Origin of the sequence: Cupriavidus nantongensis (assembly GCF_041726985.1) — a bacterium.
In the GTDB taxonomy this organism is placed as follows: Bacteria; Pseudomonadota; Gammaproteobacteria; order Burkholderiales; family Burkholderiaceae; genus Cupriavidus; species Cupriavidus nantongensis_A.
Genome location: NZ_CP168303.1, coordinates 1,191,195 through 1,207,535, shown reverse-complemented (window position 1 = coordinate 1,207,535; position 16,341 = coordinate 1,191,195). Strand labels below are relative to the sequence as shown.

General features: G+C 68.5%; 14 protein-coding genes, 1 tRNA gene and 1 pseudogene. 3 read left to right on the top strand and 13 right to left on the bottom strand.

The annotated features are described in order from the left end of the window. Window positions 1–13: 13 nt before the first annotated feature. From ACEI37_RS16750 to ACEI37_RS16740, 3 genes are all read right to left on the bottom strand, one after another. Window positions 14–985, bottom strand: coding sequence for an ABC transporter permease (locus ACEI37_RS16750; RefSeq protein ID WP_012352504.1), 972 nt, complete (start codon window positions 983–985; stop codon window positions 14–16). 39 nt (window positions 986–1,024) lie between these two features. Further along, window positions 1,025–2,671 (bottom strand): ABC transporter substrate-binding protein, encoded by a 1,647-nt coding sequence (locus tag ACEI37_RS16745; RefSeq protein WP_373379816.1) that lies wholly within the window; start codon window positions 2,669–2,671, stop codon window positions 1,025–1,027. 181 nt (window positions 2,672–2,852) lie between these two features. Beyond that, window positions 2,853–3,611: an IclR family transcriptional regulator gene (locus tag ACEI37_RS16740; protein ID WP_373379815.1), complete on the bottom strand. Its 759-nt coding sequence runs from the start codon at window positions 3,609–3,611 to the stop codon at window positions 2,853–2,855. A gap of 248 nt (window positions 3,612–3,859) precedes the next feature. Between ACEI37_RS16740 and ACEI37_RS16735 the strand changes: the two genes are divergently transcribed. Both ACEI37_RS16735 and ACEI37_RS16730 read left to right on the top strand, forming a co-directional pair. Further along, entirely contained in the window at window positions 3,860–5,026 is a 1,167-nt protein-coding gene (locus ACEI37_RS16735; protein WP_373379814.1) for a thiolase domain-containing protein, read from the top strand. A 17-nt stretch (window positions 5,027–5,043) separates the two neighbouring features. Next, the gene (locus tag ACEI37_RS16730; RefSeq protein WP_373379813.1) at window positions 5,044–5,442 is read left to right on the top strand and encodes a Zn-ribbon domain-containing OB-fold protein; all 399 of its coding nucleotides are present in this window, start codon (window positions 5,044–5,046) and stop codon (window positions 5,440–5,442) included. Between the two features lie 50 nt (window positions 5,443–5,492). On the opposite strand, the gene ACEI37_RS16725 is transcribed toward ACEI37_RS16730, so the two are convergent. The 10 genes and pseudogenes from ACEI37_RS16725 to cysS all read right to left on the bottom strand — a co-directional run bounded on the left by ACEI37_RS16725 (window position 5,493) and on the right by cysS (window position 15,361). Then, window positions 5,493–6,368: a pirin family protein gene (locus ACEI37_RS16725; protein WP_373379812.1), complete on the bottom strand. Its 876-nt coding sequence runs from the start codon at window positions 6,366–6,368 to the stop codon at window positions 5,493–5,495. Between the two features lie 133 nt (window positions 6,369–6,501). Continuing rightward, window positions 6,502–7,077, bottom strand: coding sequence for an acyloxyacyl hydrolase (locus ACEI37_RS16720; RefSeq protein WP_373379811.1), 576 nt, complete (start codon window positions 7,075–7,077; stop codon window positions 6,502–6,504). A gap of 270 nt (window positions 7,078–7,347) precedes the next feature. Beyond that, window positions 7,348–7,557: pseudogene (locus tag ACEI37_RS16715) on the bottom strand (biotin/lipoyl-containing protein); the annotation flags it as partial. A 212-nt stretch (window positions 7,558–7,769) separates the two neighbouring features. After that, window positions 7,770–8,699, bottom strand: coding sequence for an adenylate/guanylate cyclase domain-containing protein (locus ACEI37_RS16710; protein ID WP_373379810.1), 930 nt, complete (start codon window positions 8,697–8,699; stop codon window positions 7,770–7,772). A gap of 300 nt (window positions 8,700–8,999) precedes the next feature. Further along, window positions 9,000–9,093: transfer RNA gene (locus tag ACEI37_RS16705), tRNA-Ser, on the bottom strand. Between the two features lie 129 nt (window positions 9,094–9,222). Continuing rightward, on the bottom strand, window positions 9,223–10,476 hold the full coding sequence (locus ACEI37_RS16700) for an aspartate kinase (RefSeq protein ID WP_092313717.1): 1,254 nt from the start codon (window positions 10,474–10,476) through the stop codon (window positions 9,223–9,225). 144 nt (window positions 10,477–10,620) lie between these two features. Next, the gene (gene tilS / locus ACEI37_RS16695; protein ID WP_373379809.1) at window positions 10,621–12,075 is read right to left on the bottom strand and encodes a tRNA lysidine(34) synthetase TilS; all 1,455 of its coding nucleotides are present in this window, start codon (window positions 12,073–12,075) and stop codon (window positions 10,621–10,623) included. After that, complete coding sequence (locus tag ACEI37_RS16690) at window positions 12,041–13,012, bottom strand: acetyl-CoA carboxylase carboxyltransferase subunit alpha (RefSeq protein WP_373379808.1); 972 nt, start codon at window positions 13,010–13,012, stop codon at window positions 12,041–12,043. The genes tilS and ACEI37_RS16690 overlap by 35 nt, the downstream gene beginning before the upstream one ends. A 115-nt stretch (window positions 13,013–13,127) precedes the next feature. Next, window positions 13,128–13,976, bottom strand: a complete 849-nt coding sequence (locus ACEI37_RS16685) for a DNA-3-methyladenine glycosylase (RefSeq protein ID WP_373379807.1) — start codon at window positions 13,974–13,976, stop codon at window positions 13,128–13,130. After that, complete coding sequence (gene cysS / locus ACEI37_RS16680; protein WP_373379806.1) at window positions 13,973–15,361, bottom strand: cysteine--tRNA ligase; 1,389 nt, start codon at window positions 15,359–15,361, stop codon at window positions 13,973–13,975. The genes ACEI37_RS16685 and cysS overlap by 4 nt, the downstream gene beginning before the upstream one ends. Before the next feature lie 262 nt (window positions 15,362–15,623). Between cysS and ACEI37_RS16675 the strand changes: the two genes are divergently transcribed. Continuing rightward, complete coding sequence (locus ACEI37_RS16675) at window positions 15,624–16,340, top strand: tetratricopeptide repeat protein (RefSeq protein WP_373379805.1); 717 nt, start codon at window positions 15,624–15,626, stop codon at window positions 16,338–16,340. The last annotated feature ends 1 nt before the right edge of the window (window position 16,341 follow it).

Here is a 16,341-nt window from a genome sequence, read left to right as displayed (position 1 = left end):
CAGGCGGCGGGGACTAGGCCGCCTTGTGCCGCAGGCGCGGGTCGAGCACGACGTACAGCAGGTCGACCACCAGGTTCAGCACCACGAACAGCAGCAGCGTGACCAGCAGGTAAGCCACCACCACCGGGCGATCCAGCGCCAGCACGGAATCGATGATCAGCTTGCCCATGCCGGGCCACGAGAACACCGACTCGGTCACCACGGAGAAGGCGATCAGGTGGCCGAACTCCAGCCCGACCACGGTCACGATCGGGATCAGCACATTGGGCACCACGTGGCGCAGCACCAGCCGCGCGCCGCCCACGCCCTTGGCGCGGGCAAACTTGATGTACTCCTGCCCCGCCACCTCGCGCGTGCCGGCCTCGGTCAGCCGCGCCACCAGCGAGATCTTGAACAGCGACAGCGTCAGCGCCGGCAGCAGCAGGAAGCGGATGCCCTCCCAGCTGGTCACCGACAGCGGCACGCCCAGCACCGTGCTGACCGGCCCGCGACCGCCCGACGGCAGCCAGCCCAGGTTCACCGAGAACACCAGGATGCCGATCATGCCGATCCAGAAGGTCGGCATGATCACGCCGCCGAGCGAGGCCGCCATCAGCATTCGCGCCAGCCGGCTGTGCGGCTTCAGGCCGGCGTAGACGCCCATCGGGATGCCGATGCCGAGCGACAGCAACAGCGCCGTCACCGCCAGTTCCAGCGTGGCCGGCACGCGGCTGACGATCAGCTCGATCGCGGGCCGGTTGTAGACGAAGGAGTCGCCGAGGTCGCCGTGCAGCGCGCCCTCGAGAAAGCGCAGGTACTGCTGCGGCACGGGCAGGTCCAGGCCGAGCGCATGGCGTGCCTCGGTGATCTCCTGCTCGGTGGCGGTGGGGCTGACCAGCAGGTGCACCGGGTCGCCGATCAGGTTGACCGCGCAGAACGTCAGCACCGACATGATCCAGAGCACCGCGATGCTCTGCAGCAGCCGTTTGAGTAAGGTTTCAAGCATGGTAGGAGGCCGGTGGGATGCGGATACGTAGTGGCGTGATCAACGTTGCGGCAGCGCCGGCGGCGCCGGGCGGATATTGCCGGCATAGGTGAAGCCGTCGCTGCGAGGCTGCACCGCAAGCCCGTCGCGATAAGCCCAGGCGGCGCGCAGGTGATGCAGCGGGACGATGCCGGCGTCGGCCGCCAGCCGCTCCGCCGCGCCCTGCTGCGCCAGCTCGCGCGCGGCCGGAGTCATGGTGCGCATGGCCTGCCCGATCAGCTCGTCGACGGCCGCGTTGGCATAGCCGCTGCGGTTGTTGGCCCCCAGGCCGGCGGCCTTGTCCTGTGCATGCGCCACCGCCACCAGCGGCTCCAGCGAATCGCCGCTGACCGCGCCGATGCCGAGCAGGAAGGCGCTGAACTCCGGCTTGCCGCCGGCGCCGCCCGAGGTGGCGCGGGTGATATAGACCGAATACGGCAGCGTGCGCACCTCGGTGCGGATGCCGGCGCGGGTCAGCATCTGGCCGACCGCCTCGCAGGTCTTGGCGTCGTTCAGGTAGCGGTCGTTGGGGCAATGCAGCGTCAGGCGGAAGCCCTGCGGATAGCCGGCCTGCGCCAGCAGCCAGCGCGCCCGCTCCACGTCGGCGCGCGGCGCCGGCACCGCCGGGGCGAAGCCGAAGAAGCCCTGCGGCACCATCTGCCCGGCCGGCACGGAATCGCCCTTGGTCACGCGCGCCGCGATCAGGTCGCGGTCGATCGCCAGGCTGATCGCCTGCCGCACCCGCACGTCGCGCAACGGGTTGGCCGCCAGCGCCTGGCCTGCGTGGTCCTGCACATAGGGCGAGACCGTGCGGGCCTGGTCCAGCTGCAGGTAGTTCAGCATGTAGGAGGTGGCGGAGACGATGCGGATGCGGCCGTTGGTGCGCGCAAAGGCCTCGGCAATGCTGGCCGACGAGGCGTCGATCACGTCGACCAGTCCGGACAGCAGCGCAGAGGCCCGCGCCGGCTCCTTCGGGATGAACTGGAACACCACCCGCTGCCACGGCTGCGGCCCGCCCCAGTAGCCCGGATTGCGCGACAGCGTCAGCTGCTGGCCATGCTCCCACGCCACCAGCCGGTACGGGCCGGTGCCGATGGCGGCGCTGCCATGGGCGAAATCGGCCTCGCGCACGCCCGCGCCCAGCGAGCGCGGCAGCATCGCCACCATGCCCACGTTCTGCGGCAGCACCGGGTTGGGCGAGCGCGTGCGCACGCGCAACGTCAGCGGCCCGGTGACCTCGACCGCCGCCACCGACTTCAGGTAGGTGCGGAAGGTGCGCGCGCCCGGCAGCTTCAGCGCGCGCTCGATCGAGTAGCGCGCATCCTCGGCGGTAAACGGCTCGCCATTGCTGAAGCGCACGCCGGCACGCAGCTGGAACTCCCAGGTGCGATCGTCCAGCTGGCGCCAGGCGGTGGCCAGCAGCGGCACCGGGCGCAGCGCATTGTCCAGGCCGACCAGGGTTTCGTAGACATGGCCCCAAAGGTTGCGCCCGGCGGCGTCGAGCACATGGGGATCGGCGGCGCTGATCTCGGCCTTGTAGCCGATGCGCAGGTCGGCGGCGCTGGCGGGGTTCACCGCGCTCGCGCCGGCGAGCAGCGCCGCGGCAGCGAGGGTGGCCACGACGGCGGCGGCAAGGCGCGACGCGAGGTTGACGGCGGGTCTGGGCATGGTGGGGTGGTTCGCTTCCCGATACATTGTTTCATTCAGTGATACCGTGTATCGAAGGATAAGACATGAGACCGGTCCCGATAAGGAGGGTTTACCCCGGAGACGCCCATCAGGCAAAAAAAAACGGCGCCGAAGCGCCGTTTTGGATGGGAAGTGCGCGGGACGTGCCGCGCCGGTCCGCTCAGCCGCCCGCGTAGCCCAGTGCCCGCGACAGGTTGGCGGCCTCCGCCACCACCATCGCCACATGGCTGTCCAGCGCCTGCGGCGTGGTGCGGCTGGCCGGGCTGGCGATGCTCAGCGACGCCACCGCCGCGCCGCTGTGGTCGCGCAGCGGTGCGGCGGCGGAGACGGCGTCGGCATCGCGCTCGCCCACCGAGACCGCATAGCCGGCGGCACGGATCGCCGCCAGTTCCTCGCGCAGCGCCTGCGGCTCGATGATGGTTTTGGCGGTGAAGCGTTCCAGCTGCTGCGCCAGCACCGCATCCACCACCTCGGGTGCGGCGAAGGCCAGCAGCAGCTTGCCGGAGGCCCCCACATGCAGCGGCCGGCGGTTGCCGATCTCGGTATGCACCCGCACCGACTGCGTCGACTCGTGCCGCGCCACGCAGACCGACTCGAGCCCGTCGCGCACGCGCACGATCACGTTCTCGCCGCAGGCCGCGCCGATCGCCGCCAGCCGCGGACCCACCAGCTTGACCAGGTCGAACTGTTCGCGCGCGGCATTGCCCACCAGCAGCGCGTTGTAGCTGAGCTTGTAGACCGCCGACGACGACTCGCGCGCGATCAGGCCGCGGTGCTCGAGCGTGGTCAGCAGCCGGAACGCGCGCGCCTTGGTCAGTCCGGCGCGCCGTGCCAGCTCGGTCACGCCCAGCGATGGGTGCTCGGCCACCAGCATCAGCAGGCCCAGGGCCTCGTCCACCGCTTCAACGATGTAGGTCATCGATCCTTTTCGTCCAGACTCGGGAATATCCAGCGCAGATTGTAGCGGTCGCCGCAATCGTTCGCGCTGCAAGTGCCTTGCGCCAGGCCTGGATCGCAGCATCCCCGCCTGGACCGAATACACCCTTCGGCACTTCCGAATACAACGCAGCGGGCAAGCTACGCAATACTCTCGGGATCGCCGTGCCAGCATCGCCCCGCCCTGACCCCCCCCTCGCTGGCACCACCTGACGCACAGAAGGAGAACAGATGAGCATCAACGGCAAGGCCTACATCGTCGGGGCCTACGAGCACCCGACCCGCAAGGCACCTGACAAGACCGTGGCACAACTGCACGCCGAGAGCGCCAAGGGCGCGCTGCAGGACGCCGGCCTGACCCTGGCCGACGTCGACGGCTACTTCTGCGCCGGCGACGCGCCAGGGCTGGGTGCGGTCAACATGGTCGATTACCTGGGCCTGAAGGTGCGCCATGTCGATTCCACCGATACCGGCGGTTCGGCCTACCTGGTCCACGTCTCGCACGCCGCCCAGGCGATCGCCGCCGGCAAGTGCAACGTCGCGCTGATCACGCTGGCGGGCCGCCCGCGTTCGGAAGGCTCCACCGGCACGCAGGCGCGCAACTGGGGCGCCAACCTTCCCGACCTGCCGTTCGAAAGCCCGTTCAGCCCGGTCACGGTCAACCTGTACGCGATGGCGGCGATGCGCCATATGCATGAGTACGGCGCCACCGCCGAGCAGCTCGCCTGGGTCAAGGTGGCGGCGTCGCACCACGCCCAGCACAACCCGCACGCCATGCTGCGCGACGTGGTCACGGTCGAAGACGTGCTGAACTCGCCGATGATCTCAGATCCGCTGCACAAGCTGGATTGCTGCGTGGTCTCGGATGGCGGCGGCGCCCTGATTGTGGCGCGCCCCGAAATCGCTGCCACGCTGCAGCGGCCCAAGGTAAAGATCCGCGGTGCCGGCGAATACATCAAGGGCCAGCTCGGCGGCGAAGTCGACCTGAGCTGGTCCGGCGCGCGCTTCTCGGGCGCGACCGCGTTTGCCGAAGCGGGCGTAACCCCGGCCGACATCAAGTACGCGTCGATCTACGACAGCTTCACCATCACCGTGCTGATGCAGCTGGAAGACCTGGGCTTCTGCAAGAAGGGCGAAGGTGGCAAGTTCGTCGCGGACGGCAACCTGATTTCGGGCGTCGGCAAGCTGCCGTTCAATACCGATGGCGGCGGCCTGTGCAACAACCACCCGGCCAACCGCGGCGGCATCACCAAGGTCATCGAAGCCGTGCGCCAGCTGCGCGGCGAGGCCCACCCCGCGGTGCAGGTCGCCAACTGCGACCTCGCGCTGGCGCAGGGCACCGGCGGCTACCTGGGCTCGCGCCACGGCAGCGCCACCCTGATCCTTGAACGTGAATAAAGCGCGGGAGCACTGACATGACGACCCCACACATCCCCGCCGTCTACAAGGCGCCCGACGAACAGCCCGACAACCTGCCGTTCTGGCAGGCCGCGCGCGAGGGCAAGCTGCTGGTCAAGGTCTGCGACGACTGCGGCAAGCCGCACTGGTATCCGCGCGTGCTGTGCCCGTTCTGCATGGGCACCACTTCGTGGAAGCAGGCCAGCGGCCGCGGCACCATCTACACCTACAGCGTGACGCGCCGTGCCGGCCCCACCCCGTTCTGCATCGCCTACGTCAAGCTGGAAGAAGGCGTGACCATGATGACCCATATCGTCGACTGCGATCTCGACACGGTGCGGATCGGCCAGAAGGTGCAGGTCAAGTTCTCGCCCAGCGATGGCGGGGCGCCGGTGCCGACCTTCACGCTCGCCTGAGGCGGCGCGGCAGTCAGCCGGCGACGCGCCGGCTGACTGCGGGCCGCGGCCTACTGCCGGCCCGCGGCCATGCTGCCGAAGCGGCCGCTGCTGAAGTCGCGGAAGGCCTCGGCAATCTCGGCCTCGGTGTTCATCACGAACGGGCCGTGGCCGACGATGGGCTCGTCGATCGGCTCGCCGCTGAGCAGCAGCACCACCGCATCGGTGCCGGCCTCGATGCTGACCGCATCGCCGGCACCATCCAGCACCACCATCTCGGCATCGCGGACGGTGGCCTCGGCGTTGACCGTGACCTTGCCGCGCAGCACCACCAGTGCGGTATGCCAGCCTTCAGGCAGTGCCAGCCGCGTGGTGGCGCCCTGGTTCAGGCGCATGTCCCACACATGCATCGGCGTAAAGGTGCGTGCCGGGCCGCGCTTGCCTTCGTATTCGCCGGCGATCACGCGCACCGTGCCGGCGTCGCCGGGCATCGGCACCGCCGGGATATCGCGGTCGACGATGGCCTGGTAGCCCGGCGCGGCCATCTTGTCGCGCGCCGGCAGGTTGACCCACAGCTGCACCATTTCCAGCGCGCCGCCGCTTTGCGTAAACGCGGGCGAGTGGAACTCTTCATGCAGGATGCCGGCGCCTGCCGTCATCCATTGCACGTCGCCCGGACCGATGACCCCGCCCTGCCCGGTCGAGTCGCGATGCGCGACCTCGCCCTTGTAGACGATGGTCACGGTCTCGAAACCGCGGTGCGGATGCTGGCCCACGCCGCGCGGACGCTGCGTCGGTGTGAAGTCCGCCGGGCCGGCGTAGTCCAAAAGCAGAAACGGGCTCAGCTGCTTGCCGTGGCTGGTGTACGAGAACATCGAGCGCACCGGGAAACCATCTCCGACCCAGTGCGGACGCGGTGCGCTGTAGACACCCAGAATGCGCTTCATGTCGATCTCCGAGAATGCCGGCCACGCAGGGCCGGCAATGATCCATGAAGCGATGATAGGTGCCGCGGCCGGTGCGCGGTAGGCGGCGGGATTGCGATGCAGCGTCCTGCGGCTGGAACGATGTCGCCAGCGGTCAGAAGCGGTAGCGCACGTATCCCATGCTGAAGTTGGTGCCGGGATTCGGGTCCTGGATCCCGGCGTTGGACAGGTGCTGGAAGCGGTAGCCGATGGTCAGCCGCTGCGCCTTGCCGAAGGCGAGGCCCACGCCGATCATGTCGGAAAACTGGAAGGCCGAGCCCATGCGATGGCCGCCGGCAATCTCGGTGTGGCTCAGCACCCGCAGGCCCACCGAGGCCTCGACGAACGGCGTGATATGGTCACCCGCATAGCTGAGCCGGAAGATCGGCGACACGCCGAACTCGGTCAGCTGGCTCGACGGCCGCGACGACAGCGCGCGCCAGTTGGCAACATTGACCTCGCCGTCCAGCGCCAGCGCCAGCCGGCTCGACAGCTGCCACTGCACGATCTCGTCCCAGCGCGCCGACACTTCGTATTTCTCCACGCCGTGCCGGTTGTCGCGCCCATAGCCCGCCTGCATGGAGAATCCCGCCGCGCCGGCGGCGGACGGCAGCGCCAGCAGGCCAGCCGCAATCGACACCAGAGCCGCACGCGGCAGCCCCCCTGACAATGTGTTTTTCTTCACTGACATCCGTTTCTGTCGGGCGGCGCCTGCGAGATTGGCATGCCACCACTTTGTTTTGATCACGGCTCGACACGATAGCAGCGCCTCGTCATTGCAGAAGCCCGTTTCAGGCAAACACAGTGTTCCAAAGCCGGAACAATGTTGCCGATGCGCGCCACGACGGCGAGGCATGGCCGCCTGTCTGCAGCGTCATCCAGACAAAAAACCCCGGCAAGACCGATGTCTTCCGGGGTTCCATGGATGGCCCGCACAAGCAACGGCGGGCCACGCCAGATGTCAGTCCTTCAGTTCCACCAGCAGGTCCTTCGCCGCCACCCGATCGCCCGCCCTCACATGCACCGCGGCAACCTCGCAGTCCCGGTCCGCGGCGATATGAGTCTCCATCTTCATCGCCTCCAGCGCCAGCAGCGTGGTGCCCGCGGCCACGCGCTGGCCGGGCTGCACCGCCACCGTCACGATCGAGCCCGGCATCGGCGCGGCGACATGCTGCGAGGTCAGCCCGCTCATGGCGTCGAGCGCGCTCGTCGACCGCGTCGCAGCTGGCCTCGATCGCGGCCAGCGCCGAGGCGGCCGAGATGCCGCTGGTGTCATGGGTGTGGAAATGCAGCTCTTGTTGATTTGCAAGAGGATTTTCGAAGCGGCAACGGCCTGTTTGAATTCAAAACTGAAATTCCGCTGCCATTTCATGCGCATTCCAGCTATCGCCCCGCACCGGTCTTGTCCACCTGCAGGGCAAATTCGATGCACTCCGCGCTCGGCCCCATCCACTGGCCAAACCCGATCCAGCCGTGCCCCCTCAGCGTGACCTCATCGCGGCGCAAAATGAATGGCTCGGCGCCGTCCATGCAGACATGGGTGCCGTTCGAGCTGCGGTCGATCAATACATAGCGGCCGGCGCGCGGCTCGGCCATGGCCTGGAACCGGGACGCCAGGCGGTCCGACACCACGATGGTCATGCCGGCGTCACGCCCGATGGTGACCGGCGCCGAGACCGCGTTCATCTCGACCACGGTGTCGCGGTAGCGCAAGGTGAGGAAGGCGGCATGCGACAGCGGCTCCTTGAATCCCGCGATCAGGGTCAGGTCGGTGGCCTGCTGCCAGACCGCCTCGTACAACTCCACCGGCTGCGCCCTGCCGCGCACGTGGATCGGGTACAGGTAGCGCGTCATCTGGCGCAGCGGCGCGGGCAGGTCCGCCACCGCGTCCTTGCTGGTGATGATCTGTCCGCGCGCGGCCAGCCCGGCCAGCCGCGCGGCAAGGTTCACGGCATCGCCGAAGACATCGCCGGACGCGTCGGACAGGATCGGGCCATGGTGGAAGCCGATGTGGGACGACATGGTGAAGCCGGCCACGGGCGGCAGCTCGGCAACCGCCCGCTGGATGTCCAAGGCCGCCTGCAAGGCCTGCTCGGCGCAAGGAAACAGCACCATCACCTCGTCGCCGATGGTCTTGACCAGCCGGCCTTGCGAGGCCTCGGAACAGGCTTTCATCGCACCGATGCAACGGCCGACCGCGGCAAGCGCGGCGGCGTTGCCCGCGCGCTCATAGAGCCGCGTACTGCCGCTGACATCCGCGAACAGTACCGAGCCCTCCGACGCCTGGTGCAGTAGTTCCCGGTCCATGTGCATCCCGATCCGTCCCGCCATCGCCGCGCGGCGATCCGGCCGGATGCCGGCGCCACGCCCCCCCCGCATGCAGGGAATTCTGGCACCGGCAAAGCCGATGCTCAATATGAATCTGGAGCGTGCCGGACGAGGAAGGAAACGGACGAGGAAGTAAAGGAGATGGGCGCACGCATCAGGGGAGCGGCGCAAGGCAACGCGAACGGATTGCCGACGGTGCGGGATGCGCCCTGCGGGGCGCCCAAAAAAACAAAACCCCGGAAGACCGCGATCTTCCGGGGTTCCGCCGCCAAGGACGGTTGTCATTGGCGGAGACGGAGGGATTCGAACCCTCGATCCAGGTTTTGGCCCGGATGCTCCCTTAGCAGGGGAGTGCCTTCGACCTCTCGGCCACGTCTCCCAAACTTGCGTTGTGTGAGGGAGCCACACAACGAAGCGCGTATTCTAGCGATGCCGCCGTGGTTGGTCAATGAAAAATCGATGACTCAACACAAATTTTGCGGCCTCGCCAGAAGAGCTTGCGAACGGATCACGCCTGTTCCAGTTCGAAGGCCTTGTGCAGCGCGCGCACGGCCAGTTCCATGTACTTCTCGTCGATCAGCACCGAGATCTTGATTTCCGAGGTGGAGATCATCTGGATGTTGATGCCCTCTTCCGACAGCGTGCGGAACATCTTGCTGGCAATGCCGACGTGCGAGCGCATGCCCACGCCGACCACCGATACCTTCGACACCTTGGGGTCGCCCGACACGCTGCCGGCGCCGATGTGCGCCTTCACGCCATCGTTCAGGATGGCCAGCGCGCGCTGGTACTCGCCGCGCGGCACGGTGAAGGTGAAGTCGGTCTTGCCGTCGACGGACTGGTTCTGGATGATCATGTCGACGTCGATATTGGCGTCGGCGACCGGGCCCAGGATCTGGTAGGCGATGCCGGGCTTGTCGGGCACGCCCAGGACGGTGATCTTGGCTTCGTCGCGGGCAAAGGCGATGCCGGAGATGACAGCGGCTTCCATGGTGGAGTCTTCTTCCTCAAAAGTGATCAGCGTGCCCGAGTGCATTTCCTGCTCGAGCGGCATAAGCGGGTCGGTCAGCGACGACAGCACGCGGGTCTTGACGCGGTACTTGCCGGCGAACTCCACCGAGCGGATCTGCAGCACCTTGGAACCCAGGCTGGCCATTTCCAGCATTTCCTCGAAGGTGATCTGGTCCAGGCGGCGGGCGTCCTCGACCACGCGCGGGTCGGTGGTGTAGACGCCGTCGACGTCGGTGTAGATCAGGCACTCGTCGGCCTCGATCGCGGCGGCAATGGCCACGGCCGAGGTGTCCGAGCCGCCGCGGCCCAGCGTGGTGATGTTGCCGTCGTCGTCGATGCCCTGGAAGCCCGTGATCACCACCACGCGGCCGGCGTCGAGGTCGGCCAGGATGCGCTCGTCGTCGATCGACTCGATGCGGGCCTTGGTGTAGGACGAATCGGTCTTCACCGGAACCTGCCAGCCGGTGTAGCTGACGGCGTCGATGTCCTCGCCATGCAGCGCGATCGCCAGCAGCGCCACGCTGGCCTGTTCGCCGGTGGAGGCGAGCATGTCCAGTTCACGCGGATTGGGCTGGGGCGAAATTTCCTTGGCAAGTCCCAGCAGGCGATTGGTCTCGCCCGACATGGCCGAAGGCACCACGACTACGCGGTGACCGGCGCGGTGCCACTTGGCCACGCGCTTGGCGACATTCTTGATGCGTTCCGTGGAACCCATCGAAGTGCCGCCGTATTTGTGAACGATGAGAGCCATCTTCTTGTCGACGCCAGCGATTGTGCAAAGCCCTTGAAAATACACGAAGCAGCCCGGTCAGGCAAGGCGCACGGGGACTATCTGGGGCAGATCGGATGTGATGCCGGCGGCTGGCCGACGCCATCGAACCGCGCTTTGGCAAGGTCAGCGCGGCGGCGCTGCCGACGCCGGCACCTGTGCATGCCACGCCACGCACCACCGCGGCGCCGGCGCGGCATCGGGCCAGCGGCGATGCATGCCCAGCCCGGCGGCCAGCACCAGCGTGTCGCCGGCCCACAGCAGCGGCAGCCAGGCCCGGCGCCAGGCCGGGATGCCGGCCTCCTGGCAGGCCTGCTTCAGCGCCCGCGCGGGGCCGCCGGGGCGCAGCACGATGCGCTCGCCGCCGCTGCGCGCGGCCAGGCGCAAGGGCTGGCGCAGCACCGCTTCGGGCACGCCGAAGGTGTCGTCGCGGAAGAAATGGAGTTCGCCGCGCCAGGCGGGCACGACGATGCGGGCTTCGCCGCGCCAGTCCAGCAGTACGGGCGCGGGCGCCTGCATCGGCGGCGGCACGCAGGCCAGCACGCGCTCGCGGAAGCGGCGCAGCACCAGGCCCTCGTGCGCGATGGCCGGCTCGCCGCGCGCGTGCGCAATCAATTGCTCGCGCATCGCCGCCAGCCGCGCGGTGGACGGGGCGCGCACGCCGAGGTCGCGCAGCCACAGCCGCAGCACCGCATCGGCCTGCGCCGCCGGCAGCGCGCGCAAGCCAGGCAGGTCGAGTTCGGACAGCGTGTCGGCGTCGCGGCCGGCACGCGCCAGCGTCGCCAGCGTGTTGGCGGCGAGCTGGTCGATCAGCGCGCCGGCCTGGGCAAAATGCGCGGCAGCCTGCACCACATTGACCGCCAGCGCGGGAAATGCCGCCTGCAGGGCCGGCAGTTGCGCACGCAGGGCGTTGCGCGCATAGCGGCCGTCGGCATTGGACGGGTCGTCGACCCACTGCAGCGCATTGGCGGCGCAGTAGGCATCGATGCCGGCGCGCGGGACATCGAGCCACGGGCGCAGCAGCATCACGCCGCTGTGCGGATCCAGCGGGCGCATTGCCGGCATTCCGGCCATGCCGGCCACGCCGGCGCCGCGGAACAGCCGCAGCAGCACGGTCTCGACCTGGTCGTCCTGGTGATGGGCAAACAGCAGCAGGCGCGCGCCGCTGTCGGCGCACATCGCGGCCAGCGCGGCATAGCGCGCGCGGCGCGCGGCCGCCTCGACGCCCTCGCCCGCCGCCGGCTGCACCGACACGCGCCGCACGAAATAGCCGACCTGCCACTGCGCGCACAGCGCGGCGCAGAAGCGGTCCCAGTCGTCGGCCTCGGCCTGCAGGCCGTGATGGACATGCAGCGCCACCACGCGCGCGCCATCGCCCGCCTGCGCCAGCGCCGCGCGCGCGGCGTGCAGCAGCGCGACCGAGTCGCGCCCGCCCGACAGCGCCACCGCGACCGTCGGCGCAGCCGCCGTGGCTGCGCCAGAAACAACAAAGGCCGCACCGGCCTGCAGGGCCTGTGCGACCTTGTCGGTCAGCCGGGCGGACGGGTCAGTCCTGGGCGCCGGTTTCCTTGAACTTGCCATAGGCCAGCAGGCGCTCGTAGCGGCGCGCCTGCAACTCCTTCACGCTCATGCCCTGGAACTGCCGCAGCGACTCGGCCAGCGAGCGCTTGAGCATCGCCGCCATGCCCTTGTAGTCGCGGTGCGCACCGCCCAGCGGCTCGCTCACGATCTTGTCGATCAGGCCCAGCGCCTTCAGCCGGTGCGCGGTCAGGCCCAGCGCCTCGGCGGCTTCCGGCGCCTTCTCGGCGGTCTTCCACAGGATCGAGGCGCAGCCTTCCGGCGAGATCACCGCGTAGGTGGCGAACTGCAGCATCTGCACCACGTCGCCCACGGCAATCGCCAGCGCGCCGCCCGAACCGCCCTCGCCGATGATGGTGGCGATCAGCGGCACCCTCAGGCCGGCCATCACATACAGGTTGTGGCCGATGGCCTCGGACTGGCCGCGCTCTTCGGCGTCGATGCCGGGGAACGCGCCCGGGGTGTCGACGAAGGTGAAGATCGGCAGCCCGAACTTGTCGGCCAGCTCCATCAGGCGCTTGGCCTTGCGGTAGCCCTCGGGCTTGGGCATGCCGAAATTGCGCATGGCGCGCTCTTTCGTGTCACGGCCCTTCTGGTGCCCGATCACCATGCACGACTGGCCATTGAAGCGCGCCAGACCGCCGATGATCGACAGGTCGTCGGCAAAGGTTCGGTCGCCGTGCAGTTCGTGGAAATCGGTAAAGATCTCGCGCACGTAGTCCAGCGTATAGGGGCGCTGGGGGTGGCGCGCGATTTGCGCAACCTGCCACGGGGTCAGGTTGGCATAGATGTCCTTGGTCAGCTGCTGGCTCTTGCCGGCCAGCCGCGAAATCTCTTCGGAAATATCGACAGCCGAATCGTCCTGCACGAAGCGCAGTTCTTCGATCTTTGCCTCGAGTTCGGCAATGGGCTGCTCAAAATCCAGGAAGGTGGTTTTCATAAAATCACACGTACCTGTCTGTGAAGGGGCGCATTCTACCGGAAATTGGCCGCTATCTTAGCGCCTGCCAGATAGCCCGGACTGCACCCGTCGTTAAATTTTGTTGTTGCGATGCTTAATACGTCACAGGCAACGGGTCGAGGCTGCGCCACATATACCAGGTGGCCACGGTGCGCCACGGTTCCCAGTTGGCCGCCACCTCGCGCGCCTCGCTGCGGGTGACCGGTTCGCCGCTGAAATAGTTGGCGGAGATGGCGTTGATCAGGCCGATGTCGTCGAGCGGCAGCACATTGGGCCGCATCAGGTTGAACATCAGGAACATCTCGGCGGTCCAGCGGCCGATGCCGCGGATCTGCGTCAGCTCGGCGATAACGGCCTCGTCGTCCATCTGCGCCCACTGCGCGACATGCACGGTGCCGGCCTTGAAGTGCCCGGCCAGGTCGATCAGGTATTCCGCCTTTCGCTTGGACACGCCGCAGCCCGCCAGCTTCTCAGGGCCGGCACGCAGGAACTGCGCCGGCGCCAGCCGCGGGCAGACCGCGTGCAGGCGTTCCCACACCGACTGCGCCGCCTTGACCGAAATCTGCTGGCCCACCACCGCGCGCGCCAGCGTGACGAACGGGTCGCCGCGCGAGACCAGGTGCGCCGGGCCGTAGGTCGGGATCATCTTGCGCAGGATGCGGTCGCGCTTCATCAGGTCCGCGCAGGCCTCGTCCCAGTACGCGGGCCGCACCGCGTCGGGCACCGTCTCGACCGGCAGCGGCACCGCCTGCGCCTCGGGCAAAGCGGCCTTGGCGTTGCGCGTAGCCTTGGCCGCGGGCCGTTCGTCCTTGCTGGTGTCCTTGCCGTCGGGCAGCGGCGCCTCCCTGGCGCCGGCCTTGGCCGGGCGCGGGCCGGCCGCCTTCGCCCGGCCCGCGGCGGCGGGCGGCGTGGCGGTGGCGGGCTTGCGCGCGGCAGCGTTCAAGCACGCCTCCACTCGGTGGCACCGCCCGGCTTGTCTTCCAGCACGATGCCCGCTTCCAGCAGCTGGGCGCGGATGCGGTCCGCCTCGGGGAAGTTGCGCTCGGCCTTGGCGGCCTTGCGCGCCGCGATCAGCTTCTCGATCTCGTCCGGCGACGGGCCGTCGTCGGACTTGCCACCCTGCAGGAAGGTATGCGGGTCTCGCTCGAGCAGGCCCAGCGTGCCGGCCAGGCCCTTGAGCTGGCGCGCGGCCGCGGTCGAGCCGGTGCGGTTGATCTCGCTGGCCAGGTCGAACAGCACCGACATCGCGATCGGCGTGTTGAAGTCGTCGCCCATGGCCTCGGCAAAGCGCTTCGCGTGCGGCTCGTCCCAGTCCACCGCGCAGCCGCCCGGCTGGCTGTCCTTGAGCGCCGTGTACAGGCGCGTCAGCGCGTGGCGCGCATCGTCCAGGTGCGCGTCGCTGTAGTTCAGCGGGCTGCGGTAGTGCGCGCGCAGGATGAAGAAGCGCACGACCTCGGCATCGTACGCCTTCAGCACCTCGCGGATGGTGAAAAAATTGCCAAGCGACTTGGACATTTTCTCGTCGTTGATGCGCACGAAGCCGTTGTGCATCCACAGGTTGACGAAGGGCTTGCCGCTGGCGCCTTCGGACTGCGCGATCTCGTTCTCGTGGTGCGGGAACTGCAGGTCGGCCCCGCCACCATGGATGTCGAAATGCTCGCCCAGCAGCGCGCAGCTCATCGCAGAGCATTCAATGTGCCAGCCCGGTCGGCCGGCGCCCCATTTCGACTCCCACTTGCTCTCGGGCGGCTCGCTGGCCTTGGCGGATTTCCACAGCACGAAGTCGAGCGGGTCCTGCTTGGCATCGTTGGCGCTGACGCGCTCGCCGGCGCGCAGGTCTTCCAGCGACTTGCCGGAGAGCTTGCCGTAGCCGTCGAACTTGCGCACCGAGTAATTCACGTCGCCGTCGCTGGCCTGGTAGGCCAGGCCCCTGGCCTCGAGCTTGCCGATCATGTCGAGCATCTGCGGCACGTAGTCGGTGGCGCGCGGCTCGTAGTCGGGACGGATCACGCCCAGCGCGGCGGCATCCTCGTGCATGTACTGGATGAAGCGCGTGGTGAGCTCGCCGATGGTCTCGCCGTTCTCGACCGCGCGGCGGATGATCTTGTCATCGATATCAGTGATGTTCTGCACATACGTCACCTCGTAGCCGGCGGCGCGCAGCCACCGGTGCACCATGTCGAACACCACCATCACGCGCGCGTGGCCGACGTGACAATAGTCGTACACGGTCATGCCGCACACATACATGCGGACCTTGCCGGGTTCGATTGGCACGAATGGCTGCTTCTCACGCGCGAGCGTGTTGTAGATGTTGAGGGGCTGCATGAAACGAAGTGAGTGGTGAGAGGAGTCTGCCGGTTCCACACGGCAGGCAGCGCGAACGCCGCTGCTGGCGCAATGCCGTCGCGCCCCATATCTTACCGGAAGGCGGTGCGCGAGTCGGACCCGCGGCCCGGCCGGCCGACGCGCATGCACGCGCGCACGCACGTCATGCATAAACACCGCACGCCTGGCCGCCGCGGCACCGCTTTCGTGCCGCACTTGCCGCTTTGCTAGAATGCCGCGGAGTATAACGGACCCGTCCTCAATGAGCCTGCCGCTGCCCTCCCCGTTTTCTGCTGTCTCCGCTACGCGCACGCGCCGGCGCGGATCCCGCACCGCCCTGCCGCTGCTGGCCCTGGCCGCGGCGCTGGCAGGCCCTGCATCCGCGCAGAATGGCCCGTTGTCGCTGGCGGTGCCGACCTCGCCGGTCGGCGGCATCCAGTCGACCGACCCTGGCATGGGCGAGGCCCAGCAAGCCGCCAACGCGCGCCGCTACGAGGACGCCATCAAGGGCTTCGACCGCGTGCTCGCCGCCAACCCGCGCAATGCGCAGGCCCGCTTCCAGCGCGCCTGGGCGCTGGCCCAGGCGGGCCGCGAGGACGAAGCGATCCAGGCCTTCAGCGAGATGGCGCAGGACTTTCCCGAGCTGCCCGAGCCGCACAACAACCTGGCGCTGCTCTATGCCAAGCGCGGTGACCTGAAGCGTGCCGAAGCCGAATTGCTGCTGGCCACCGAGGTCAAGCCCGCGTTCGCGGTCGGCTACACCAACCTGGGCGACGTTTACCGCCGCCTGGCCGAGCAGGCCTACACTGAAGCGCTGCGCCGCAATCCCGGCGATGCGCGTGCCAGTGCCGGCCTGCGCCAGCTGGCCCCGGCTTCCGCCGTGGCAGCGCCACCGAAGCCGGCCGCCCCCGCGGCCACCGGCCGCAAGGCGGCGCCGGGCGGGCGCCAGCCGCCGGCCAGCGCGCCCGCGGCCAACTGAC